Genomic DNA, 24811 nt, shown 5'->3' with positions numbered 1-24811 from the left:
AGAATTTCGCAAGTTAAAAACTAATTTTTCTTTTAGTTGGAGTCAACCTCACAATCTGTCTCTTATACACATCTAGATGTGTATAAGAGACAGCTCCCCCTACTCCCCCTACTCCCCCTACTCCCCTACTCCCCTACTCCTCCACTATGGATAAATCAAAATCTTATAAGTTTCCGCCGTGGGGGCGATCGCTTGATCTACGGCTTGTGGTAAATTTTGGAGGGGATAGCGATCGCTAATTAAGGCTTTCACATCAATGCGGCGATTAAATACGATGTCCGCAGATAGGCTTTGCAGGCGGTAGGATGAGCTATAACTGCCCATTAAATCTATTTCCCGACGGTAGAGAGTATTGGGGTTAATGGGGATTGTCAACTCGTCTGGGAACTCCGCAAAGAAGAGAATTTTTCCACCTTTGCGAGTGCAGTCTAAAGCTTGGAAAAATGCTTTGTCACTGGGAACAGCTAACAAGGTGACATCAACACCCATTCCCCCAGTTAAAGCTTGAATTTTGGTAGATAAATCAGCGTCACGGGCATCAAAAGCTGCTTCCGCGCCTACTTCTAGAGCCTTTTCAATTCTAGATGGCAAGAGGTCAGTAGCGATCGCTTTCGCTCCAAAATACTTCACCAACATCATAAACATTAACCCGATTGGACCTGCACCAGTTACTAATACAGTTTGTCCCGGTGCAATTTGGGCTTTTTTCACCGCTTTTAAACAGCAATTAGTTGGTTCAACAAAACTCGCCTCTTCAAAACTGATATCATCAGGGATGGGAATTAAGCCACCATTTTCGACAATGTGACCTGGAACTTTCACATACTCCGCAAAACCGCCACCACTGGCGTTAAAACCTGCGGTAGTAGAGATATTTTTATAAACATCGCACATCGAGAAATTATCATTTAAACAGTAAGCGCAACGCATACATGGTATATGGTGCATCACCGCTACCCGTTGTCCTACTTGCCACCCTTTTACCTGTGAACCAACAGCCGCAATAGTTCCAGCGGTTTCATGTCCAAATATGCGTGGCGGTTCATACAAAGGATAACGAATCTTTTTAATATCTGACTGACACAAACCCACAACCCGCACCTGCACCAGCACTTCATCTGCGTCTAGGGTAGGAACTGGGACTTCTTCGTAGGATAATTGATTTACGCCTCTAAATACTTGTGCTTTCACGTTGGTTTTCCACTATTTAACGTTACTAGATTTAACATTTTGTGGTCAACTTTAGGTTATGGAAGTATGGATTTTTTCAACAAATCCTGGTATTTGGTTATTTAATTTATCTAGTAATTGAATCAAAGTTAAAGGAGTTCTTTTATATTTTTGAGATTGTGTGAGTAAAATTTGAACCATTGTTTGAGGGTATTCTTCAAATAGTTCACCAAGAAAATTTACTCATTCCTCATAATCATACAGTCCCGCTTCTTCAGTTACTTCAATAAGTTCCTGTAGGCATTTTTTCCGGTTTATATCACGTTGTTCTTTATATTTCATTAAATCATCAAACCGGACACGGCGATGTGTTCCCACTCTAATACAAGGAATTTCACCCTGGTCTAATAACTTAATCAGGTAAGGACGGGAAACTTTGAGAATGTCTGCGGCTTTTTGTGTTGTTAGTTCTCTATCCTGAATGACTACAGATATTACCTTGCCTAATGCTAGTGCATGAACAGCTTGATGTAAAATCTGATAAACCGATTCGGGAATGGGAATTTCTTGACCGTCTACTCCTACTAATTTTGCTTGAGAGCCTTCAAGCTGGAGTATACTTTCAAGATGCTTGATAGATGATTTTTCCGGTTCTTGAGCCATAACTGACTCTAAAGGCAGGTTTTGCTCAGTGATAGTCTTCATAATGAATATATTTTTGATATCTACATCATATCTTTTATATCCTCTAAACGCAATATCCGCAACAGAAATCAAATAAAATATACTTTGTGAAACGTTGTGACAAAGCAATAGATTTTGGGCAAGTTTATTTTTTGGACATTTTTATGGAGAAGCTAGATAAAATCTTGTAAATTCTCACCACAATTTGACATATCTGTAAACAAAAATACAGTTTAACAAATGATTTGTATGGGAGAATATAGGCAAAGAAATAATTATTTTCACCTAAAATATAACTGCCATTTTCCACTAAAATATACATCACCATAATAATGGCAAAATGCCGTTATTTTCTATTTAAAATGAGATATCATCAAAATAATTGGCAATAATACATCTTCCCTACTTGTGAAGTTCCAGGTTAAATATAATTACTAATTGCCTTAGTAAAATCTAGGTTTATCTATATATTTTATCATGCAGATGCACCATATAGATTATGATCTGCTGTCTAAATCCCGATTGTTCAAATCCTCAAAATCCAGATCATCATCAAATTTGTCAAACTTGTCACACTCCGTTAGTGCCACTTTTGAGAAATCGGTTTCGTGTACTCCGTGTTCTTTCTGATGAAGGCGGATTTGGCAGAACTTATATATCAGAAGATATTGATAAATTAAATGAATTATGTGTAGTTAAACAACTAGCACCAAAATTTCAAGGTACTTGGTCACAAAAAAAAGCAATTCAGCTATTCTCAGAAGAAGCAAGACGACTTCAAGAATTAGGAGAACATCCCCAAATTCCCACATTAATAGCTTATTTTGAGCAGGATAATTGTTTGTATTTAGTGCAACAATTTATTGATGGTCAAAATTTATTTAATGAATTAAAATCTCGGAGAATTTATCAAGATTGGGATATTCAATCTATGTTATTGGATTTATTGCCAATTATCAAATTTGTGCATCAACATGGAGTAATTCATCGTGATATTAAACCAGAAAATATTATTCGTCGAAAATCTGATGGGAGATTAACACTTATTGATTTTGGTTCTTCTAAACAGTTAACTGCACAAGTACAGCGAAAAAATGGTACTTCTATCGGTTCCCATGGTTATTCTCCCATTGAACAAATTAGAGATGGAAAAGCCTATCCTGCAAGTGATTTATTTGGTTTGGGTGCGACTTGTTTTCATCTATTAACAGGAATTTCTCCTTTTCAATTATGGATGGAATATGGTTATGCTTGGGTAGGAAATTGGCGGCATTATTTACGTTTTCCTTTAAGTTTAGAATTAGCAGAAATTATAGATAAGCTACTACAAAAAGAAATACAGGATCGTTATCAATCTGCTGATGAAGTAATTAGAGATTTGATGAAAAAGCATACTCATATTCTACCAGCAGCGAATCATACAATTATAGAATCACCTAGAAAAAATTCTCACCCACATTCATCAAAATATATTTGGGTTAGAAATTTAATTTTCATCTTGGGGATAATTGTTTTTTTGGGATTAGCAGAATCTGGTTATCGAGAATTTCGCAAGTTAAAAACTAATTTTTCTTTTAGTTGGAGTCAACCTCACAATAGTCCACCAATATCTGAAATATCAGCAAAAAAATTATCTTTAGTCAATACTTTTTCTGGACATAAAAGCAAAGTTTTGTCAGTGGTTATGAGTCCAAATGGTAAACTGATTATCAGTAGTGGTGATTGTGAGAAAAGTAGTAATAGTCAATGTCATAATATTAAATTATGGGATGTCATAACAGGTAAAGAAATTACCAGTCTCCAGGGACATTCCCAAAATGTTAATGCAGTAGCTATAACTGCTAATGGGAAAACTTTAGTTAGTGGTAGTGATGATAAAACTATTAAAATTTGGAATTTAGAAACAAATCAATTAATTCACACCTTAAAAAGTCATACTGATGCAATTCATAGTTTAGCTATTAGTGGTGATGGTAAAACTTTAGTTAGTGCTAGTGATGATAAAACTATCAAAATTTGGAAGTTAACAACAGGTAAGCTAATTCGTACTTTAATTGGTCATAAATATTGGGTACGTTCTGTAGATATTAGTCCTGATGGTGTCACCTTAGCAAGTGGTAGTTTTGATAAAACTATTAAATTATGGAATATTAATCAAGAAGAACCGATTCAGACTTTAAGTACCAGTTCACAAACAGTCATAGCTGTGGCTTTTAGTCCTAATGGTAAAATTTTAGCAAGTTCCAGCCGCAACCGCACAATTAAATTATGGAATCTACAAACCCTAAAAGAAATTCGGACTCTCATGGTAGAAGATAATAGTGTTAATACTATTGCTTTTAGTCCTGATGGTAAAATTTTAGCAAGTGCTGGACGAAATATTTCTGAAGAACAAATCTATCACACCATTAAACTCTGGAACGTGGCTACAGGAGAGGAAATGCTAACATTGACGGGACATAGTAATGCTGTTATCTCCCTTGCTTTTAGTGCTGACGGGAAGTTTTTAGTTAGTGGTGGTGAAGATAATTTAATTAAAATTTGGCAGATTCCAGTCAATAATGACGAAAATTTTTCCCGTCGAGGTTTGGTACTTGATAAAACTAAATTTCGGTAAGTAGGTGAACGGAAAAAACCAAACTGTGTAAAGAAACGTAAAATCGCTGAAAACTTCTTTACTCTTGCCTCTGGTTACTGAGCGAAGTCGAAGTATTGCCTCTTGCTATAACGACAATTTTCAACGCCAACCTAAAAAAGATTGTCGTCAACAGATAAACTCACTTATAGAGATAAATACTGGACGCTGATATCAAACCAGAGGCGGAAGGTAATTGAGCAGTAAACGTGATATAGATAATTGTGAGCAAAATTATGGCAGACTGGCAAATAATTACTGGTGGTGTGACAGCAGCGCGGGGGTATAAAGCTTCGGGAATTACAGCAGGACTGAAAGCTTCGGGATTACCGGATTTAGCTTTAATTGTATCAGACGTGGAAGCGATCGCCGCAGGTGTATTCACCACTAGCCAAGTTAAAGCAGCCTGTGTAGATTACTGTCGTCAGGTATTACAAGGGAAACATAGCGCGAGAGCCATTCTTTGTAATGCGGGACAAGCTAACGCCGCAACAGGTGAACAAGGGATTAAAGATGCTCAAGAAAGTGCAGACTTGTTAGGTAAAGAATTGGGTATTAACCCAGAATCCATTTTATTAGCTTCCACCGGCGTAATTGGTCAACGGATTAAAATGGATATATTGCGGGGTGGTATCCCCAAAGTAGTTGCAGAACTATCAGAAACAGGCTCAGACGCAGCCGCAGGAGCAATAGTCACCACAGATCTAATCACCAAATCCATAGCCTTAGAAACCATTATCCATGACCGTCCAGTGCGAATTGGTGGCATTGCTAAAGGTTCAGGGATGATTCACCCCAACATGGCGACAATGTTAGCCTTTGTTACCTGTGATGCAGCAGTCTCTTCTACGCTTTGGCAACAAATGTTAACCAGAGCAGCGGATAGAAGCTTCAATTCTATCACAGTTGACGGTGACACAAGTACAAATGATTGTTTAATTGCTTTAGCAAATGGTCAATCTCGCACCCCAGCAATTACCGAAATGGGGGCAGAGGCACAGAAGCTAGAAGCTATGTTAACTTATGTGTGTCAGCATTTGGCGAAAGCGATCGCTCGTGATGGCGAAGGTGCAACTTGTTTAATAGAAGTCCAAGTCACTGGCGCTCACGATGAATTATCAGCCCGACAAATCGCCAAAACCATTGCCGGGTCATCTTTAGTCAAAGCTGCCATTTTCGGTCATGATCCCAATTGGGGACGGATTGCTGCTGCTGCTGGACGGGCTGGAGTCCCCTTTGAACAAGAAAACCTCTCCGTTAAATTAGGGGATATTTTGCTATTTGAAAATGGTCAACCTTTACCCTTTGATAAAGCCGCAGCTAGTGCATATTTAAAAGCAGCAGCTAATGGTGAATATCTGCAATCAGACACGGTGTTAATTTCCGTCGGTGTTGGTAATGGTCATGGAACAGGTCAGGCTTGGGGTTGTGACTTGAGTTATGATTATGTGAAAATTAACGCTGAGTATACAACTTAAAAAATCGGCGTTGCTGCTTAACTTTTAGTTGCAACGCCAATAGTTCTTAATCTGAGTTGAGGTTTGACAATGCCGCTATAATATTTTTATGATCAGCAACACTCAACAGCCATGATTCAAACTTTATCTAAAGTTACTACCTTTGAAGAATTTGTCGCGGGGCTTCCTGACAATTCCGGGGTACGTTACGAACTACATAATGGGAATATCATTGAAATGGCACAACCAGTAGGAGAACATGAAGAATCAAAAGGGTTTTTAACGATCAAGCTGAGTGGTATAATTGATCGGTTAGACCTGCCCTATTTAATTCCCAACCAAGTTATAGTTAGACCAGAAGGTAAAGATTCTGGTTATTTTCCAGATGTGTTGGTGCTAAATCGTGAAAATCTGGTAAACGAAAAACTATGGAAAAAACAATCTATCATCAGTAATGGTGCATCTATACCTTTGGTGATTGAAGTTGTATCAACTAATTGGCGTGATGATTACCATTTGAAATATGCTGATTATGAAGAAATGGGAATTTCTGAATATTGGATTGTAGATTATGCAGCTTTAGGTGGCAGGAATTTTATTGGTAATCCTAAACAACCGACAATCTCTGTTTGTAATTTGGTTGATGAAGAATATCAAATTAGTAAGTTTAGAGATCATGAACGGATTATTTCCCAAACTTTTCCTGACTTAAATATTACAGCAAATCAAATTTTTCAAGCTTCTTGACAATAAAATCATGAATAAATTTTTCCGTCACATAAGTAGGTTGGCGTTGAAAATGGTCGTTATAGCACTAGGCTTGAGGCAAGAGTAAAGAAGTTTTCAGCGATTTTACGTTTCTTTACACAGTTTGGTTTTATTGTGTTTACCTACTTAGATTGATTATTGGGTAAGAAAACTTCCGTTAAGTCGCACGGGTTACATACCATAAATTAACTTATTTGTCAACAGTACATTTTTCTCCCAGTCAACTTCCATAATTTCTTGGCTAATTTTTGTCTAAATCTCTCTCAAAAATTGCTGCTAATTTATGAAGTTTTGTATTATTTCTAGATATTGATTTCTGAAACGACTATAAATAAAGGGTTTTGAGGATCATATTGTCAGACAGATATAAAATTGACAATATAAGGCCAATTATGAAAATCTTCATGATTATAGCAAATCGCCGAAAGTATTGCAAGCTCGTTGCTAAATAAAAATAATTCTCAATTAATTATTAAGAAAATCTAAACTTGAATTGTGATGAGTTATGAATATTAAAAGTATTATTATATTTTTATAAGTTTTAATTATGATTTATTCCTAAAATAGCTTTAGCAGACTTTGATATCTATATCATGTAACACCAAAAATCAATAACTGGAAATTTTAGTCTTTGGGACTCTGCGCCTCTGCGTGAGGTAAAATTGTACTCGTGACATTCGTAAATTTCCAATCAAAGGTGTATTTTATGCGGTTACGCTCAATGCAGTTAATTTTTATAGCAGGACTAATGGGGTTACTTTCCTGGATATGGACACCCACAGCCTTAGCATTAACACAGATTAAACTATCTAATATTTCCTACCACGAATGTCCATCAGAACTTACAAGCGGAGTAGTGGGTAGTAGCGGTTCAAATTCTGCTAGTTGCTTCATAGTTACAGGTAAAGCGGAAAATAGCACTCGTAAAACCGTCTATGATGCGGATATTTTTGGGCGCATATATGATGCTAACGGTGATTCAACCTTACAAAATCGGACTCGTCTGGGTTTAATCGCGGAAGTTCCTCCCGGAGTTAGTGATTTTGAATTTAGAATCACTGTCCCTAGTAATCAACCTTTACCATTACAACTTAAACAATTTAAAGCTGCTGGATTTAGCGGACAAGTGAGAAGATAAGAGTGTAGAGACGTTCCTGGGAACGTCCTTACATTGAAAATCGTAATTTGGGGCTTAAAACCCTTGTACCAAGGTGGCGCGAGCTAAACTATCTAAAACACCACCAACTATGTTCAATGCCAAAAATGCCAGGATAGGGGAGAAATCCATGCCACCCAAGGGGGGAATTATGGAACGAAATAGATTGAGGTAGGGATCACTAATTTGGCTTAAAGCCGCAAATGGTTGACTAGACCAGTCAACCGTAGGGAACCAAGTCAACAAGACTCGAATAATCAGCAAATAGCTGTAAAGGGAGACAAAGGTGGCTAGGGTTGTAATTAGTAAATTCATGGGTAACTTTCCTGTTAAATGTCAAACATAGATTCATGATTGATTTTAATTTAGCTCACGTCGCATTGTGTAGCCAATCAATATAACTAAGGGAAAGCTTAAGAATGCTCATTAACTTCCTGGGATGAGTTGCTGTTGACATTACCTAATTGCTTCCGCACATCATCAATTGTGGCATTAAGTTGGGCAATTTTATCTTCGAGCGATCGCCTGGTTGCTTCTATTTCCAAACTTTCATGAGCAGAAGCCCTCATTTGCCGCTTTTTAGTCCCTGTCTGTCCATCATTTTCCCCAGCAGTTAACCCTTCATTCTCTTCATTTGCAAACTTAGCATCTAAGCGCGAAGTAATCACCGCCCCTAAAACACCACCAACTACACCCCCAATCAATGACCCCAGTAACAAACCACTAGCAAAACCATCTTGCTGACTCATATTTTTTACCGTCTTCTCGAAAATAAGCAACTTTGACAATACTTTAGCTATTTTCCGGCCTTAGCGGCATCCTAGCTCAAGTTCCAAAAATGCGATCGCCCGCATCACCCAACCCTGGTACAATATACCCATGATCATCAAGCGTTTCATCAATAGTAGCGGTGTAAAGGATTAAGCCAGGATAGACAGCAGCCAATTTTTTTAACGCTGGGGGAGCAACAACTACAGATATAATCCGAATTAACGCCGGATCAACACCTCTTTGGCTCAATTCCGCCATTACTGCCATTATAGAGCCTCCAGTAGCCAACATCGGCTCAGTAATTAACACCCGCGTTTCGGGGGCAAATCTTTCAGGTAATTTATTTAAATAACAACTAGGTTCTAGAGTTTCTTCATTTCGCACCAAGCCAACATGGTAAATTGATGCCAAAGGCAGTACACCCTGCGCTCCCTCCAACAAGCCTAAACCAGCCCGTAAAATCGGCACAACAGCCACAGGTATGTGAGGATTAATAAAAGTTGCTGAACAGGTAGTCAGAGGCGTTTGCACCGTTGTTTCTTGAGTCAGCAACCACTCCCTAGCAGCCTCGTAAGTTAGCCACCTACCCAACTCAGTCATAGCAGAACGAAATAATACAGATGGCGTAGCTACATCACGAGCAACTCCCAACCAGTGCTGAATTAAAGGATGAGGTGGAACATAAACACGGAGTTGTTGTGTCATAGCTAGAAAAGGGCGACTGGATAATTGTCTTTTTACTGGAACATCATAGCAGAATTCACCGAATCAGGAGTCACCGAGTCAGGAGTCACCGAGTCAGGAGTCACCGAGTCAGGAGTCAGGAAGAAGAAAGGAGAAAGGAGAAAGAAGAAAGAAGAAGGTAGGGGCGCAGGGTCTGCGCCCAGGAAGAAGTCAGGAGTAAATAGGGGTTGCTGATAGTTAGCCATATAAACCGAAAACCTAGATATATTAAGAGTTTCCGGGTTAAAAAAGTGAATTATGTGCAAGCCCTAAATATATTTATTGATAAATCTTCTCATTAATAGTTGACAAAGATTCTCAATCAGAGTTATATTATTCTCAAGTGTTCTCCTCTCTTTAAAGAATCGGCAGGCGGGATTAGTCAGCAGCAGCAGACTTTTCCCTCTTTTTTGGATTAAATTACAAATTATGAGTTCTGAATTATTTGATGTCATTATCATTGGTTCTGGTATTGGTGGTTTAGTGACAGCCACCCAATTAGCAGCCAAAGGTGCAAAAGTTATAGTTTTTGAAAGTTATCTTATTCCCGGTGGTAGTGCTGGCTATTTTCAAAGCCAAGGATATACATTTGATGTCGGTGCATCAATGATTTTTGGCATGGGAAATAAAGGAACAACCAACTTACTCACCCGTGCCTTAGATGCAGTCAATGTTAATCTCGAAACCATTCCTGATTCTGTCCAGATTCACTATCATTTACCCAATGGCTTGGACTTAAAAATTGATCGAGATTATGAAAAATTTCTCCAAAATCTAATTGCTTATTTTCCCCAGGAAGCCAAGGGAATCAGGCGATTTTATGATGAATGTCAAAAAGTTTTTAATTGCCTAAATAACATTGAACTATTATCATTAGAAGAACCTAAATATCTACTGCGGGTATTTCTTAAAAATCCATTAGCTTGTCTAGGTTTAGCCAAGTATTTACCCTTAAATGTGGGAGAAGTGGCACGAAAGTATATTCAAGATCCTCAGTTATTAAAATTTATTGATATCGAGTGTTATTGCTGGTCAGTCGTTCCAGCGGACATGACACCAATGATTAATGCTGGTATGGTTTTTTCTGATAGACATTATGGAGGAGTTAATTATCCTCGGGGTGGAGTTGGGAAAATTGCCGAAAAATTAGTCACAGGTTTAGCACAATTGGGGGGTGAAATTAAATACCAAGCGCGAGTCACAAAAATCATTACCAAACAGGGAAAAGCTGTAGGTGTACAATTAGCAAATGGTCAAGTTTATTATGGTAAAAAAATAGTATCTAATGCCACTCGCTGGGACACATTTACAAAACTACTACCAGCCAAAAAAATGCCAGTTAAAGAAAAAAATTGGCAACAACGATATATTAAATCACCTAGTTTTTTAAGTTTGCATATAGGGGTAAAATCATCTGTTTTACCTCTAGGAACAGAATGCCATCATATTTTATTAACAGATTGGCAGGAAATGACCACAGCAACAGGAACAATTTTTGTTTCTATTCCTACCCTCCTTGACCCGGATTTAGCACCACCAGGATATCATATTATTCATGCCTTTACACCTGACTGGATTAGTAATTGGCAGGGACTTTCCGAAAGCGAGTATACGGATAAAAAAGAAATAGCAGCAGGGCAAATTATTGACAGATTAGAGGCTATTTTTCCTGGTTTAAATGCTGGGTTAGATTATTTAGAAATCGGGACTCCACGTACTCACAGACGCTTTTTAGGACGGATAGATGGAACTTATGGACCAATACCTAAACGTAAGTTGTCGGGGTTATTGGGAATGCCTTTCAATCGTACTGTGATTCCTAATTTGTATTGTGTAGGAGATAGTACATTCCCCGGACAAGGTGTGAATGCTGTGGCTTTTTCTGGGTTTGCTTGCGCTCATCGGATTGGAGTAGATTTACAACTCAGGAAATAGATCAGAAATAGATCCCCGACTTCTTTAAGAAGTCGGGGATCTTTTAAGCTCTTCTTCAATGATCAACTATTGCTTTGGTTTTAGGTAGTCAAGAATTTGATCAAGTTTGTTCTCTAATTCTTGGTTTTTCTTCTCCAAATCGCCAATTTTATCCATGAGTCTTTGATTTTCGGAAGTCTCAGTAGCCGCCCGTAACTTGCGAACATCATGACCAAAACCCATCAAAGCTGGACGTTCTACATAAGTCACACGGTGTAAAACCCGCCAGGCTTTATTGGGTTTTCCGGCTTGAGCTTGACGTAACGCTCGTGCTTCCTCATCATTACTTGCTAACCATTCGGGATCAACCACATAGTTAAAGAAGTCTTGGAAGTGATTGGTGCTACCTTCGAGGTAGAAACTCATAAACCGATATCGATCGACTTTTTCCCCGGGTAAAATGGGTCGGTCTTTATAATCCGTAATTCCTTTATACTCTAAACCACTCAAATCCACATTCAACTCAAACCCCTTACTCCGCAGTTCCGTTTTACTCATGGTTTGAGTTAAGTTTACCGTAGCTTGGGCGGTGAGTTCTACATCAACGCCAAAGGCTGAAAACTCACTTTGAAGCCCTAACCCTGCATTCATGCTAAAAGACCCACCAATGGTATGCTCTACCGTATTAGCAAAACTTTGAGCTTCTGTGCGTAGTCCGCCATCGGCATCCCAAACGTAGGTATTGACAATATTACGCTTACCGGAGCGAATTTGGATACTTTCCATGCGTTTTTGCCAACCCGCAAAACTGTCAGTAGCTTGTACCCGTTTCTCTTGGTCGTCGATTTTGCTTTGGATTTCGGCCTGTTTCCGTTTAGTAGCTGCACTCGTCTTGTCAGCAGACTGAGCCGCACTATCTTGAAAATTTTGTGCTTTGTCGTCTTGGGCTTTTTTCTTTTCCTCATCTGTCATCTGAGTACCCGGTTTGTCTTCTTCCCGTTGTAATCCCACCGTTGAGGGGGCATCCCCACTGTCAATATTGCGGTTTAAGGAGGTTTCATCCACTAAACGCACATCAAAGTTAGAGAAATAGGATTCTCGGCGTTTATCCTCAGCCTCAATTTGCCGTTTGAGATCGTAGGCTTCTTGCAGACGGTAGTAACTAGCTGGATAGAGAGAGCCATACTGAGAGCGCATTTCAGGAACGTGCTTAAAGAAGCGATCGCTCGTAGCACTGCTACCTGTCATCCCATCTAAGCTGCCATTCATGGTGTAGGCAGGATTCATTAAAAAGGTGATGGTATTGACATCGGGAGGAATGCCATCCACAGGCAGCACTTGATAGCCGATCATTTTACCACTGCGAGCAAGACGAGTCACAAAAACATCAGCCATAGCCGAAACGACTAAGGCATAACCGATGTTTTTAGGAACAAAACGAGTCCCTAGATGAGGGAATTTGGGAGTAACTTCTGGTGTTCCTCGTAGTTCTAGTTTATCCGTCATGCTCAAAGACGAACTAGAGGTAATGCTACTCTCATTTTGGAATTGGTAGCTGAAGTCAAAATTACCTTTGAAACCAACGCTGGCACTGGTTTCGATTGACGTACCGATACCCATTGGCGCAGTTAGAATCGACATTGTACCCCCGGCACCGATAAAAGTGTCCAAAGTTCCTCCCAAACCAGAATCCTGCGATCGCGTCCAGTTAAATTCCACATCTTCCGACATGGTTAATTCCACAGATGTCGCACCGTTGTAATCGTCCTCTAAGGTCAGGTTTTCACTGGGTACGGGAGGTGGTCCTTCGATGTAGCCCAACAACGTCGGCGCAAACTGGGCGTTACCAATCCATTTCAATTCCAAAGCCTCAACCCGCTTATCAGGGAGTAATGTAACGCCATTGGGTGAGGGATGAGCAAAGAAACGGCGCATCATCGCTACTTTCCGCTTCGTATTGGAATCTAAGGAAACGCTACTATACTCATTACACAGCAGGGCATTAGAGGCAATGGGTAAAGTCTGATCATTTACAGTAATCGCCTCAATCACCGTACCGTGATTGTTTCCTGCTAAGTCTAAGAGGATGTTTGAAAAGTCGGAAAGGTGGTAAAAAAGCTCTCTCAGTATAAGCTGTAAATAGATAATAGACAGCACCGAGAGAGTGAGATGAGTAAAGCATACCCCAGTAACCTGACCCTTGCCCAATATGAGTTTCTGAGGTTTAACAACTATTTGGGTAGATGGCGGCTTTGACGGTGAACCGTTCATGCAATGGGTGATGGATTTTTTTCGTTGGATTGTACAGGTAGTTTTGCGCCCAGAACAAACCAAGGGCTTTGTCTTGCTCAAAAAGCGTTGGGTCGTAGAACGCACTTTTGGGTGGCTGATGGGGTGTCGGCGTTTGGTTAGAGATTATGAATTATTGCCCGAAACTTCTGAAACTTTTATCTACCTTGCCATGATCCGTATTATGGTTAGACGGCTTGCTTAATTTTTCACTTTCTAAAACTTTTCAAACATCCTCTGAAAAACGAATTACAACAGCAATTTTACCGCAATTCTCTTTAATTTCTCTGATTTTATTAGTAAAGGTGATATTTTGCCTAATTTTAAACAACAAAAACTTATACTTACTTTTGCCTAATTACTTAGTCATCTTTTTTCTTGCCTTTTTCCACTTTTTCAGCAAGCCCTATTTAGAAATCGGGATTCCACGTACTCACAGACGCTTTTTAGGACGGATAGATGGCACTTATGGACTAATCGGAAATAGATCCCCGACTTCTTGAAGAAGTCGGGGATCTGGTATGATTTGGTATTTAGCGAAATAACTTTTTATGGGAAAAGCCAACTTTTTTAGGTACGTATTCAGAACAGTCTATGGCTGCTTCTGTGAGAACAGAATCAGGTTTGACAGCACATTTTAAATAATGGTTATTGGCAAAAAATTGACATTTTTTACAGGGAACTTTTTGTAGAATTTTACTTTTCACGCATATCCGATCATCTGTATTGGTGCGGATTTTATGAAAAAGTAGGAGAAACATAGCCCAAACAAAAATAAATCCCAGAGGAGCTAAAGATAGTGCTAAATCTGGTATTTGGATGTTGTGATATTGGACTTGGACTTTTTCCTGTTGAACTGCACTTTGAGCAATGGACAAATTGGTATTGTCGGCCATGAGTGTATTTCCCAATACCTGCTCTATATACATCTTATTTTCCTTAATAATCTATAATGGTTCTTAATTAACAAGTGTGACAGAACCAAGTGGCAAACCCCTCAATATAAAGTCTGTTTTAATTGTGACTGATGTTGAATTTTCAAACTTTTAATTTAAGTCTAGGATTTGTTTAGGTAAAGCTGTATATAGCTTCTGATTATAGGTTTAGCAAAAGTAAAGATTAGTTATCTCTGTCAATAGTTTTGTTTTTTATTATGTGAATATATACCTGAAGTGGTAGGTGGATATTAAAAATACAGTATTGTAATAGTTGTTTAAATTTTTGAATTTCTAGAAGACCGATACATTAGACCTCTCCGAAAATGAATGTAGAGACGTTCTATAGAACGTCTGTACAAGGGTTTCAAACCACGCACATTTAATTACCGGAGATGTCTATTAATTTAATGGTAGGGGTAAACCCTCGTGGTTGTCCTGATAGGGTTTTGGGGTAAGCACAGGGGCATTGCCCCTACAGGGGACGAATGATAGTTGTTGGTGGTGCAATTTCTGGTTGAAAGATTCCTTGTAGTGCTTGTTCTAAGGTGGGTGCCATAATGATGCGATTTTCATAGGCTACAACTACTCTTACTAATGTTGGTAAACTATTTTGTGTGGCTTCTAAATAAATTGGTTCAACATATAGTAATGATTGCTCAATGGGAACTATTAACAGATTACCTTGAATTACTCTTGAACCTTGACGATTCCACAGAGAAATTTGTTGAGAAATAACTGGATCTTGATTTATTCTGGCTTCAATTTGTTCTTGTCCATAAATTAAGCGTTCTTTAGGAAAGTTATATAATAGTAATTTGCCATAATTTTCGCCATCAGAACGTGCTGCTAACCAAGCGATTAAATTGGTGCGTTGTTTGGGTGTGTAGGGAAGTAAGAGGATGAATTCTTCAAAGGAGACGTTGGGGAGACTGGTTATTAAATAGTAGGGTTCAACTTTACGGCTTTCGTTGTCATAGATTTCATTGGGAATTTGCCATTGATCTTCTCTGTTATAAAATACTTGAGGATCTGTCATGTGGTAGATCATTAAGCGTTCAGATTGAATTTTGAAATAATCTACTGGATAACGGAGATGACTGCGGAGATTGACTGGTAAATTCCTCAGTGGTTGAAACATTTTGGGAAATATTTTTGACCAAGCTGTAATCAATGGATCGGCGGCATCGGCAATGTAAAATCTGACTGTACCGTTATTAGCATCAATAACGACTTTGACGGAATTACGGATATAGTTAATACTATTTTTACCTGTGTCTGAGTAAGGATAGCGATCGCTTGTGGTGTAAGCATCAACTATCCAATAAAGATAATTTTCTTGGCCAGGAAATTGTTGATTTTTACCATCTATATGGGCATCTACCGCAACTAAATAAGGATCACTATCGAATTTTAAAAAAGGGGCAATAGTTTGAATTCGTTGGTTAATATTTCGTCGTAATAATACTTTAGTTTCTGGCAAAAAATCTCTGGTAAATACCATTTTCCAATCTTTTAAATATATAGAAAATAGCCATCTTTTCCATAGAGAGTTGATATGAATACCACCTAATCCATCATAGGTATTATAAACATTATCGCTGCCACTGGGATAATCTAATTCTTTAACTTTTGTCCCAGTCATAACATGAGTATTACTAATTTCTCCATAATAAATTCGGGGTTGTCCGATGGGAATACTGGCACGAATATTGGCATTAGAAGTATTTAAGACGCTACCATTTTGGCTAATATCTTTGACAAAATATTCTGGTAATCCAGCAGCAGCAACGGTATTAACTGGACTCATAGTGAAGCCATAACCATGAGTATAAATCATATTTTGGTTTACCCATGTTTGTGCGGGGAGAGGAACATCTGGATAATTTAATTCTCTCGCTGCAATTAGTACCTGTTGTTTTTCTTGAGTCCCGTTATTTTTAATTAAATATCTATCAATATCAGCATCAGGGAATTGATAATAAGGACGAATTTGTTGTAATTGACGATTGGTTTTTAATAATGGTTCTTGATCCCAAAGCCGAATATTTTTAATTGTTAATTCATTAGCTTTAATATCTGCTTCTGTGAGTTTTCCTGTGGGGTTAAATATTTGAGAATCAATGACATCTAAATTAAATGCTTGACGAGTAAGGTCAATATTTCGCATTATATAAGGTTGTTCTTTTTGTAATTCATTTGGCTCAACAATAAAACTTTGTACAGCCATAGGTAAAATAAAATTACCAATTAATATAAAAGTTATATACATACCTAATGTATAAATTGCCCAGCGATGATGTGAGGATTTTTGTTGCCAAAATACAGTTAACCACAATAAATATAAGGCTATAGCTACCGATAAAATATATAATATTGTATCTGCTGGTAATTGGGCTTTAACATCAGTATAACTAGCTCCATAACTCACTCCACGAACCGAGTAAAGCAGTTGATAACGACTCAGCCAATAATTTAAAGATACTACTAACATTAAACAGCCAGATAAGCCCAATAAATGGCGCATTTGTGGAGAAGAAAATCCTGGAAAAATAGCTTCTCTGAAGCTATTAGCTGATAATAAATAGGTGAGAATAACGCTAATAAAACCATATAGAGATAATCCTATTAACCAAAATCCTAAGAGTTCCCAGATCGGCAGATGGAAAATATAAAAACTGATATCTTTGCCAAATAATGGTTCAGAATGATCAAAGGAAATAGGATGAAAAGATAAGAGAATTTTTGACCAATATTGAGACATTATCCAGCCCAAACTGAGACTAAAAATAATAGCGATCGCTCTGAGGAAGAATTTGCTATAAATTAATATAGCCATGGACAATCCCCCAAATAATCCTAAATACAAAGGTTGAGAAATTATCTGTTTTCCCAACTGCAAAATTATATCTACTCGCAATAGCAGTGGCACTGATAAACTGGATTGATTAACTTTCCCTGGCCAATAAGAGAGGGCAATTTCTCCATATTGTGCTAACACTAAACACATCAAAAAAATTAATCCTAGGATTAGAGGTAAAAGCCATCGCAATTTAATTTTATTGGTATAATTATGCCATTGAGGAGATTGATTATTTGTGGGATACTGAGGACTAAGAAAAGTGGTTAATTTCCGACTAATTTTTATTTCCTGTATCGGACTAGAATTAGGAAAAGGGGGATATTTTAACCTCTGGGCTAAAGTGAGATTTCCTAACAAGTAAATGGCACTCAAACTCACAATAAATAACCATAAACTCCCCTGAGTTAACAATCTTTGTAGAAATACTTCTAGATAACCAACTTCCTGAAACCAAAAAATTTCCGCACCCAAATGAGCAGCTATATCTAAGAATAGCCACAAACCCAAACAGCCTATAAAAACTCTAATAGTTTTCATTTCTAAAACATTTAATGTCATTTTTAACTAGGATTTTAAACATTCTTGAATAAATCTTTGAGGTATTTCTCTACTTTCTCCCCAATGTTGATGAATATAGGAAGCATGAACATTAGGTAAATACCAACCTTCAAAACCTGTATTTTCATCACAATCATAGCGATAGGTATTAAATAATGGTTGGGGAGAATTAGTGATTAAATGAGAACGATGAAATTCATGGCCAAAAATATGTTTATTGCTATCAAGTAAAAAAGTATTTTCTAAAATTACCGCGCGACGATATCCTAATGTTAATCTTTTATCCATTTGTGCATGAGTGGGTAATATTCCCACCATTGGCCAAGAGTTACCGTCAAAGTCAATAATTTGCTCACACAAATACATCAATCCTCCACATTCAGCAATTGTGGGTATTCCTGCTGAAATTGAATTTTTGACTGCTTGAATTAGGCTAATATTTGCAGCTAATTGTTGTGCGAATACTTCAGGAAACCCTCCACCAAAATACATTCCTTGGATATCTTTTGGTAATTGATCATCATTTAATGGACTCCAAAATACTAATTCTGCTCCTAATTCTTCTAGTAGATCTAAGTTATCTTGATAGTAAAAATTAAAGGCTTGATCTCGCGCTACAGCAATTTTTACTGAGGAATTGGTAATTGGTAATTGAGAATTGGGAATTGGGGAAGATGATGATTTTAAAAGTGGTAGAAGTTTGTCCCAATCAAAGTAAGTATCACCTATATCTGCTAAACTATTAATTATCTGATCTAATTCTGGTAGTTCTGAAGTGGGAATTAAACCCAGATGACGGTCAGGAATGGTAATGTTATCTTGTCTTCTTAAAACACCAAGTATGGGTAATTGTAAAGGTGCAAGGGAAGTTTTTAATAATGATAAATGTCGATCACTTCCCACCCGATTTAATACTAAACCAGCAACTTTAATTCTACTATCTAAAGAACAATAACCGTGTGCAATTGCGGCTACTGAACCCGATAAGCGACTACAATCTATTACTAAGATGATGGGGATATCTAATAATCTGGCAACGTGCGCTGTACTTGCAAAGTCTGTTTTTCCATTTGTATTTGCTAACTGACCAATACCATCAAATAAACCCATTACACCTTCAATTAAAGTATATTCACTTTGAGGAGAATGATGGTTAAAGCATTTTTGAATATAATTTTCTGAAGTTAGTACAGCATCTAAATTTCGACAAGGAAGACCAGTTACATATTGATGAAACATCGGATCAATATAATCGGGTCCGACTTTAAAAGATTGTACTTTCACACCACGACGACGTAAAGATGCTAATAGGGTAAGTGTAACTGTTGTTTTCCCGACTCCACTCCGTTCTCCAGCAATAATTATAGACATAGATCAACAATTAAAAATTCAAAATTAACAATTAAAAACTAAGAGGATGTTTGAAAAGTATCAGAATTAATCGAGATCCCCCCAACCCCCCTTACAAAGGGGGGCTAAATTCCTCAAAGTCCCCCTTTTCAAGGGGGATTTAGGGGGATCTGCGGGTGTCAGATCCCACACGAAAAAGTTTTCAAACAACCTCTAAGATCATATATTCTAACTACTGACCACTGACCACTGACCACTGACAATTATCCTTCCCGTTGTCTTTCTTCAATTTTTGTTGGAGAAATCATACTGTTGATTTTTTCAATATCTGTCATCATGATAATAACACCTTTTACTGTTTCATTCATTAGGGGACTACAGGCAATATAACATTGGATTTGTCTGCCGCGACGATTAGTGCCATTCAGGAGTATTTCCTGGAACTTCTTTTTACCGGACATAATATCACGAATTGGATTTCGCAATTTTTCTACAGGTAAACCAATATCCAAGCTAAACCAAGATTTATGAACTACTTCCTCACTGTGTAAACCCCACATATCTTCAACTGTATGATTCCAAATTAAAATATTCAAGTTATTATCTAAGACTACCATTCCCATTTGCAGACAGCCTAAAATAGAAGAAAGAAAAATATTACTTTGGTCAAGTTCACTGGTGCGATCGCTTAATTCATGATTAATTGTTTGTAACTCCTCATTAGCCGATTGCAGTTCTTCATTCATTGTCTCCATTTCTTGATTTGTTGATTGCAATTCTTCATTGGTTGTTTCTAATTCTTCATTGGTAGATTGTAATTCTTCATTGGTTGTTTCTAGCTCTTCATTAGTTGATTGCAATTCTTCATTGGTTGTTTCTAGTTCCTGTCGAGAACGTTGTAATGCTGTTTGGAGTTTCAGATAACGGGTGATATCATTAAAGGCAACTGTTACACCAAGAATAATTTGATTATTATCTTGTAAAGGAATCACCCGCACATCTAAATTTTGAATTTCTGAATTAGACTGATAACGTTCAACATTTGTGAGTGTAATCGGATGACGTTCATTATATACTTGCTCAATTACTGAGCGTAATTCCACAGGTCTATAGGATAATTCTAAATCCTGAAAAGGGCGATTTAAATCCTTTGTTGTCAGACCAAATAAATTACGAGCTTGTTCATTAATCATAATTAATATGCCATCATTATCTACTACAACTTGGGCACTAGATGCTGTATCAAAAGCCAAATCTCTAATGCGTATTTCTTGAGACAAATCAGTAGTTGATTCTTGATTTTCTAAATTGTTCATAACTATTTGACGACTGCGGAAGTTTCCTAAAGCTACTTTTTCAAATACACGGTCTTTTAAATCTATAGGGATAAATAAATTAGAGTGCATAACTAGCATTTCTGCTTTTCCTAAAAACAGATAGCCATGATCATTAAGAGCAAAATGAAAGCGATTGATAATCTTTCCTTGGGTTTCCGAATTAAAATACATTAAGGTATTGCGACAAATCAATAAATCTAACCGAGAAATCGGTGCATCTTGAAGTAAATCATGACGACCAAAAATTACACAACGACGCAAATCTTGGCGAAAAACATAATTTTTATTGACTATATCAAAATATTTATCGCGTAATTCTAACGGGACTTCATCAATATTTTTGGTTGAATAACTAGCTTGACGAGCTTGAACGAGAGCTTCTTCATCTACATCTGTTGCGTAGATTTTTACCCGATTACGAAACTCTTCTATTCCCAATATTTCCGCTATTACTATTGCTAAAGTATAAGCTTCTTGCCCAGAAGCACAACCAGCACTCCAAAATCGAATCTGTTGATCTGGTTGTTTATTTTTGATGATATTAGGAATAACTTCTTTGGCTAAATATTCCCACGCTGAAGCATCTCTAAAAAAAGCGGTGACGTTAATTAAAATAGTATTAAATAAATTTTTAAACTCATCTGGATGAACTTCTAAATAATCTTGATAATTGCCAAAAGTATCTATATTTAAAGTCTCCATTTCTTTCGTAACACGGCGCATTAAAGTTGAACGTTTATAACCTGTGAAATCAAAGCCTCGGTTGATTCGTAAATATTCGAGGAGGTTTTCAAAATCAGGGTCTTTCTGTGGGACATTCATAAAATAAATCAGGATTTTGCTAATAAATGAACTACGTTATAGAGATACAGAATCACCAGATCCCCCCAGATACCCGACTTCTCAAAGAAGTCGGGTATCTATGTTTTTATAGTCAATTTTTTATAATAAACTAAATTGGTAATAGATTACAAATCAGGATGAGGCATCACCAAAGTTAGCAAAGCTGAAGAAATTTCTGCTAAAGGCAGGATAAAATCTACATTCCCAGTCTTAATTGCTGCGGACGGCATTCCTGGAAATTCAGCACTTTTGTCATCTTGGACAATTACCGTCCCACCCATTTTTTGAATTGCTTCTACTCCCATTGCCCCATCACTGCCAGTTCCTGTGAGGACAACAGCGATCGCTCTTTCTTTATAACTTCCAGCCAGAGATTCAAACAATAAATCTGCCGAAGGACGGAGAAAATGCACCATTTCCGACTGCGATAAAGAGGCTGTACCATCACTATTCACCAACAAATGATTATTAGGAGGAGCAATATAAACAGTCCCGGGTGTGAGTTTGTCTCCTTCCTTTGCCTGTTTTACTGTCAGTGGAGTCCGACGACTGAGAATTTCTGCCATGAGAGATGGATGACGAGGATCTAAATGTTGAACAATCACAATTGCTGCTTTGAAATCTGCGGGTAAATGTGAAAGTACCTCAATTAACGCCGTCAACCCACCAGCAGAAGCCGCTAAAGCCACAATATCAAAGTTAGGAAGATTTGGCATATTTATCTTGAAGATTATAGTTTCCCCCATCCTCAAAATATCAAAATTTTCAATTCATTCCCTGTATCCACAGACGTATAGAACTTTCCAAATAAGCATTTGGGGACAAAAATGTAGAGACGTTCCATGAAAAATGTAGAGCCGAGAATCCCTACCCATGGAACGTCTCTACACAGGATCTTTTAATTCACTAATTTTCTGCTTCTAAAGTTTTTTTGGCTGCTAATAATTGCTGTTTATGTTCTTCACTCATTTGCGGATATTGCAAATTTAATTCCTGCAATTTTTGGCAAATAATATCTGCTACCACTAAGCGTGTAAACCATTTACGATCAGCAGGAACAATATACCAAGGTGCAAATTCTGTACTTGTATGGTTAAAAACTTGCTCATAGGCATCCATATAATCATCCCAAAAAGCCCTTTCCCGAACATCACTAACAGAAAGTTTCCAATTTTTATCCGGTGATTCAATCCGTTCTAAAAACCGTCTTTTTTGCACCGATTTTGAAACATTTAGAAAAAACTTGAGGACAATTACCCCATTATTGAACAAGTATTTTTCAAAATTATTAATTTCCTCAAATCGCTGTTTCCATATATGATTATTTTGAGGAAAATTGGGTAATTGTTGTTTTTTAAGAATTTCTGGATGGACACGGACTATGAGTAATTCTTCATAATATGAACGATTAAAAATGCCAATTCTTCCCCTTTCTGGCAAAGACTTCATTGAACGCCATAAATAATCATGATCTAGCTCTTCTTCACTCGGTGATTTAAAACTAAATACCTGACATCCTTGAGGATTAACGCCAGACATCACGTGTTTAATCGTACTATCTTTACCAGCAGCATCCATTGCTTGAAAAATAATCAATAAAGAATAGGTATTTTGAGCATAAAGAATATCTTGATATTTCGCTAATTGTAAAATACCTGTCTTTAATTTTTTCACCGCATCATCTTTTTGGTGAAACTCACATTTATAACCTGGGTTATAGTCCTTTACCAAAGAAATTTGATCACCTGGTTTAACAATATAAGGATCATGATTCATATCAAAAAATTAGCACTCCAATAAAATTCATAAATTCATCTGCGTTCATCTGCGTTTATCTGCGTTTAATTATTTTTGAAATCTTATTCTATGGAGCTTCATCTTAATTTAGTATAACCTCTTTCTCTCTGTGTTCTCTGTGCCTCTGTGGTTAGATAAAAAACCTTTTCACCGCAGAGAGACAGAGTGAAAACTTATTTTAAAAAACAGCAGATTGCAATTTTGTTAACTTTGCTAAAACTTCCGTACTGTGAATACTCGGATTAACTCCCACAAAAGTTGCTCTTAATATCCCTTGAGGATCAATAATAAAACTATGGCGCATAGAGACAACACCTATCCAAGAACCATAAGCTTTACTAACTTCACCCTTAGTATCAGCTAACAAAGGAAATTTTAACCCTTCTGAATCACAAAATTCTGCATGGGAATCAATATCATCAGCACTGATACCAATAATTTCAGTATTTTTCTCAATGTACTTAGGTAGATCTTGCTGAAAACGTCTTGCTTCAATAGTACAACCGGAGGTAAAATCTTTCGGGTAGAAATAGAGAACCACCCACTTACCCTGGAAATCAGCCAGGGAAACCTCACCATTCCCCGTATTAGTTGGTAAGGTAAATTCAGGTGCAGGTTGATTAATTGCCGGTAATTTACCACCTAAAGCTTGAGCAGGAGGGGTAAAATTCAACCAACTGATAACAGCCAAGCAAGTGGCAAATAGAATGTTAATAAAAGTGCGGCGCGAAATCATAGTCTTCACCAAAAATATAACTTAAATAAGTTTACATTCTTGTTAGCCGCTATTCTGAATCTGACTGGTTTTCTAGTGGTTTTTCGATACTCTCAATGTATTGGCTATCTATAAGAAAAGCACCTCTAGTCAAGCGTATACCCCAATAACCACCAGGGCGACGGTCAAGAACTATACCTTCCTCACCAACATAAATCACATCAGCAGGACGTAACATAGGCATTGGGTCAGCGGTTTTGACATAAGGTGGCAATGATACCACACGGACTTTACTGCCAATTGGGAATTCTGACGACATTTTACAACAGTTTGTAATTTTGAATAACGGTAAATATCGATTTTATTTTACTCTTCTTCCTTTCCACCTATTTGTTAATAAATGTAAAGAACATATTCCACATCCAAAATGAAATGATATATTAAATCCATAGGACACCAAGTTAAGAAGAAACCAACTAAGAGAAAGGGCAATTGATCTAGTGTCCCCCGTCATTAGCCCCACAAGTACAGCATTATTGATCATAAAGTGGCAACTAGCCAAACTTTAGATAAGATGGCGAAGCCAAATCCCAGAGCGGAAAGACGTAGAGATGCTGTGTTTGCGTTTTAGAAAGTCCACCCTTAGTAACTTACAATCACTTACTTACTTTAATCATTTGAAACCTGCAAATTCACTAGAACCCGGTCAACCTTGATCGGGTTTTTAGATGTTTATACCTAGTTTTGATGGAAAAATGTTAAGAGGTTGTTTGAAAAGTATTATATGAAACCCATAATCTCCAAAAACCTAACCCCCCTTCCCCCCTTCCCTACAAGGGAATGGGG

The 24811-nt window shown here is 37.5% G+C and carries 20 protein-coding genes and 1 pseudogene; 6 read left to right on the top strand and 15 right to left on the bottom strand.

Annotation, left to right across the window (positions count from 1 at the left end; all coding sequences use genetic code 11):
- Positions 1 to 144: 144 nt before the first annotated feature.
- Both FJR06_RS12400 and FJR06_RS12395 read right to left on the bottom strand, forming a co-directional pair.
- Entirely contained in the window at positions 145 to 1191 is a 1047-nt protein-coding gene (locus FJR06_RS12400; protein WP_168632823.1) for a zinc-dependent dehydrogenase, read from the bottom strand.
- Positions 1192 to 1413: 222 nt separating this feature from the next.
- Complete coding sequence (locus FJR06_RS12395) at positions 1414 to 1875, bottom strand: helix-turn-helix domain-containing protein (protein ID WP_015080351.1); 462 nt, start codon at positions 1873 to 1875, stop codon at positions 1414 to 1416.
- Positions 1876 to 2353: 478 nt separating this feature from the next.
- Here FJR06_RS12395 and FJR06_RS12390 point away from each other — a divergent pair, with 478 nt between their 5' ends.
- From FJR06_RS12390 to FJR06_RS12375, 4 genes are all read left to right on the top strand, one after another.
- Complete coding sequence (locus tag FJR06_RS12390) at positions 2354 to 4471, top strand: serine/threonine-protein kinase (protein ID WP_168651534.1); 2118 nt, start codon at positions 2354 to 2356, stop codon at positions 4469 to 4471.
- 254 nt (positions 4472 to 4725) lie between these two features.
- Positions 4726 to 5967, top strand: coding sequence for a bifunctional ornithine acetyltransferase/N-acetylglutamate synthase (argJ, locus tag FJR06_RS12385; protein WP_015080349.1), 1242 nt, complete (start codon positions 4726 to 4728; stop codon positions 5965 to 5967).
- 111 nt (positions 5968 to 6078) lie between these two features.
- Positions 6079 to 6693, top strand: a complete 615-nt coding sequence (locus FJR06_RS12380; protein WP_168651533.1) for a Uma2 family endonuclease — start codon at positions 6079 to 6081, stop codon at positions 6691 to 6693.
- 727 nt (positions 6694 to 7420) lie between these two features.
- Positions 7421 to 7852 carry a hypothetical protein gene (locus tag FJR06_RS12375; protein ID WP_015080347.1) on the top strand — a complete coding sequence of 144 codons (432 nt, stop codon included), beginning with the start codon at positions 7421 to 7423 and terminating at the stop codon, positions 7850 to 7852.
- Positions 7853 to 7906: 54 nt separating this feature from the next.
- On the opposite strand, the gene FJR06_RS12370 is transcribed toward FJR06_RS12375, so the two are convergent.
- The 4 genes from FJR06_RS12370 to FJR06_RS12355 form a co-directional block, all read right to left on the bottom strand.
- Positions 7907 to 8185, bottom strand: a complete 279-nt coding sequence (locus FJR06_RS12370; RefSeq protein ID WP_015080346.1) for a YggT family protein — start codon at positions 8183 to 8185, stop codon at positions 7907 to 7909.
- Positions 8186 to 8283: 98 nt separating this feature from the next.
- On the bottom strand, positions 8284 to 8619 hold the full coding sequence (locus FJR06_RS12365; protein ID WP_015080345.1) for a hypothetical protein: 336 nt from the start codon (positions 8617 to 8619) through the stop codon (positions 8284 to 8286).
- Between the two features lie 76 nt (positions 8620 to 8695).
- The gene (upp, locus tag FJR06_RS12360; RefSeq protein ID WP_015080344.1) at positions 8696 to 9346 is read right to left on the bottom strand and encodes a uracil phosphoribosyltransferase; all 651 of its coding nucleotides are present in this window, start codon (positions 9344 to 9346) and stop codon (positions 8696 to 8698) included.
- 32 nt (positions 9347 to 9378) lie between these two features.
- Positions 9379 to 9570 carry a hypothetical protein gene (locus FJR06_RS12355; protein WP_015080343.1) on the bottom strand — a complete coding sequence of 64 codons (192 nt, stop codon included), beginning with the start codon at positions 9568 to 9570 and terminating at the stop codon, positions 9379 to 9381.
- A gap of 223 nt (positions 9571 to 9793) precedes the next feature.
- Between FJR06_RS12355 and crtH the strand changes: the two genes are divergently transcribed.
- Positions 9794 to 11299 carry a carotenoid isomerase gene (gene crtH / locus FJR06_RS12350; protein WP_168651532.1) on the top strand — a complete coding sequence of 502 codons (1506 nt, stop codon included), beginning with the start codon at positions 9794 to 9796 and terminating at the stop codon, positions 11297 to 11299.
- 66 nt (positions 11300 to 11365) lie between these two features.
- On the opposite strand, the gene FJR06_RS12345 is transcribed toward crtH, so the two are convergent.
- Complete coding sequence (locus FJR06_RS12345; RefSeq protein WP_254434423.1) at positions 11366 to 13549, bottom strand: hypothetical protein; 2184 nt, start codon at positions 13547 to 13549, stop codon at positions 11366 to 11368.
- Between FJR06_RS12345 and FJR06_RS12340 the strand changes: the two are divergent.
- A pseudogene (locus FJR06_RS12340) lies at positions 13503 to 13772 on the top strand (transposase); the annotation flags it as partial. The gene FJR06_RS12345 and the pseudogene FJR06_RS12340 overlap by 47 nt on opposite strands.
- A gap of 328 nt (positions 13773 to 14100) precedes the next feature.
- On the opposite strand, the gene FJR06_RS12335 reads toward FJR06_RS12340, so the two are convergent.
- The 8 genes from FJR06_RS12335 to sipA all read right to left on the bottom strand — a co-directional run bounded on the left by FJR06_RS12335 (position 14101) and on the right by sipA (position 24284).
- On the bottom strand, positions 14101 to 14496 hold the full coding sequence (locus FJR06_RS12335) for a hypothetical protein (protein WP_015080341.1): 396 nt from the start codon (positions 14494 to 14496) through the stop codon (positions 14101 to 14103).
- Between the two features lie 481 nt (positions 14497 to 14977).
- On the bottom strand, positions 14978 to 17923 hold the full coding sequence (locus FJR06_RS12330; RefSeq protein WP_168651531.1) for a UPF0182 family protein: 2946 nt from the start codon (positions 17921 to 17923) through the stop codon (positions 14978 to 14980).
- A 6-nt stretch (positions 17924 to 17929) separates the two neighbouring features.
- Positions 17930 to 19294 (bottom strand): cobyrinate a,c-diamide synthase, encoded by a 1365-nt coding sequence (locus FJR06_RS12325; protein ID WP_168651530.1) that lies wholly within the window; start codon positions 19292 to 19294, stop codon positions 17930 to 17932.
- A 242-nt stretch (positions 19295 to 19536) separates the two neighbouring features.
- Positions 19537 to 21432 (bottom strand): CheR family methyltransferase, encoded by a 1896-nt coding sequence (locus FJR06_RS12320; protein ID WP_015080338.1) that lies wholly within the window; start codon positions 21430 to 21432, stop codon positions 19537 to 19539.
- A 146-nt stretch (positions 21433 to 21578) separates the two neighbouring features.
- A complete protein-coding gene (locus FJR06_RS12315; RefSeq protein WP_254434422.1) occupies positions 21579 to 22169 on the bottom strand; it encodes a chemotaxis protein CheB in 591 nt (196 codons plus the stop codon).
- Positions 22170 to 22359: 190 nt separating this feature from the next.
- Positions 22360 to 23229: a polyphosphate kinase 2 family protein gene (locus FJR06_RS12310; RefSeq protein ID WP_168651528.1), complete on the bottom strand. Its 870-nt coding sequence runs from the start codon at positions 23227 to 23229 to the stop codon at positions 22360 to 22362.
- A 199-nt stretch (positions 23230 to 23428) separates the two neighbouring features.
- The gene (locus FJR06_RS12305; protein WP_168651527.1) at positions 23429 to 23986 is read right to left on the bottom strand and encodes a peroxiredoxin; all 558 of its coding nucleotides are present in this window, start codon (positions 23984 to 23986) and stop codon (positions 23429 to 23431) included.
- A gap of 49 nt (positions 23987 to 24035) precedes the next feature.
- Entirely contained in the window at positions 24036 to 24284 is a 249-nt protein-coding gene (gene sipA / locus FJR06_RS12300) for a regulatory protein SipA (protein WP_015080334.1), read from the bottom strand.
- Positions 24285 to 24811 lie beyond the last annotated feature (527 nt).

Source organism: Dolichospermum sp. UHCC 0352 (genome assembly GCF_009711925.1).
GTDB classification, from domain to species: domain Bacteria; phylum Cyanobacteriota; class Cyanobacteriia; order Cyanobacteriales; family Nostocaceae; genus Dolichospermum; species Dolichospermum lemmermannii.
This window is presented reverse-complemented; position numbering and strand designations above follow the sequence as displayed.

Excerpts from the sequence above, each read along its gene's own strand:
- FJR06_RS12395 (WP_015080351.1), bottom strand. The coding sequence starts at position 1,875 with ATGAAGACTATCACTGAGCAAAACCTGCCTTTAGAGTCAGTTATGGCT.
- FJR06_RS12390 (WP_168651534.1), top strand. The coding sequence starts at position 2,354 with ATGATCTGCTGTCTAAATCCCGATTGTTCAAATCCTCAAAATCCAGAT.
- argJ (WP_015080349.1), top strand. The coding sequence starts at position 4,726 with ATGGCAGACTGGCAAATAATTACTGGTGGTGTGACAGCAGCGCGGGGG.
- FJR06_RS12380 (WP_168651533.1), top strand. The coding sequence starts at position 6,079 with ATGATTCAAACTTTATCTAAAGTTACTACCTTTGAAGAATTTGTCGCG.
- FJR06_RS12375 (WP_015080347.1), top strand. The coding sequence starts at position 7,421 with ATGCGGTTACGCTCAATGCAGTTAATTTTTATAGCAGGACTAATGGGG.
- FJR06_RS12370 (WP_015080346.1), bottom strand. The coding sequence starts at position 8,185 with ATGAATTTACTAATTACAACCCTAGCCACCTTTGTCTCCCTTTACAGC.
- FJR06_RS12365 (WP_015080345.1), bottom strand. The coding sequence starts at position 8,619 with ATGAGTCAGCAAGATGGTTTTGCTAGTGGTTTGTTACTGGGGTCATTG.
- upp (WP_015080344.1), bottom strand. The coding sequence starts at position 9,346 with ATGACACAACAACTCCGTGTTTATGTTCCACCTCATCCTTTAATTCAG.
- FJR06_RS12355 (WP_015080343.1), bottom strand. The coding sequence starts at position 9,570 with ATGGCTAACTATCAGCAACCCCTATTTACTCCTGACTTCTTCCTGGGC.
- crtH (WP_168651532.1), top strand. The coding sequence starts at position 9,794 with ATGAGTTCTGAATTATTTGATGTCATTATCATTGGTTCTGGTATTGGT.
- FJR06_RS12345 (WP_254434423.1), bottom strand. The coding sequence starts at position 13,549 with ATGAACGGTTCACCGTCAAAGCCGCCATCTACCCAAATAGTTGTTAAA.
- FJR06_RS12335 (WP_015080341.1), bottom strand. The coding sequence starts at position 14,496 with ATGTATATAGAGCAGGTATTGGGAAATACACTCATGGCCGACAATACC.
- FJR06_RS12330 (WP_168651531.1), bottom strand. The coding sequence starts at position 17,923 with ATGACATTAAATGTTTTAGAAATGAAAACTATTAGAGTTTTTATAGGC.
- FJR06_RS12325 (WP_168651530.1), bottom strand. The coding sequence starts at position 19,294 with ATGTCTATAATTATTGCTGGAGAACGGAGTGGAGTCGGGAAAACAACA.
- FJR06_RS12320 (WP_015080338.1), bottom strand. The coding sequence starts at position 21,432 with ATGAATGTCCCACAGAAAGACCCTGATTTTGAAAACCTCCTCGAATAT.
- FJR06_RS12315 (WP_254434422.1), bottom strand. The coding sequence starts at position 22,169 with ATGCCAAATCTTCCTAACTTTGATATTGTGGCTTTAGCGGCTTCTGCT.
- FJR06_RS12310 (WP_168651528.1), bottom strand. The coding sequence starts at position 23,229 with ATGAATCATGATCCTTATATTGTTAAACCAGGTGATCAAATTTCTTTG.
- FJR06_RS12305 (WP_168651527.1), bottom strand. The coding sequence starts at position 23,986 with ATGATTTCGCGCCGCACTTTTATTAACATTCTATTTGCCACTTGCTTG.
- sipA (WP_015080334.1), bottom strand. The coding sequence starts at position 24,284 with ATGTCGTCAGAATTCCCAATTGGCAGTAAAGTCCGTGTGGTATCATTG.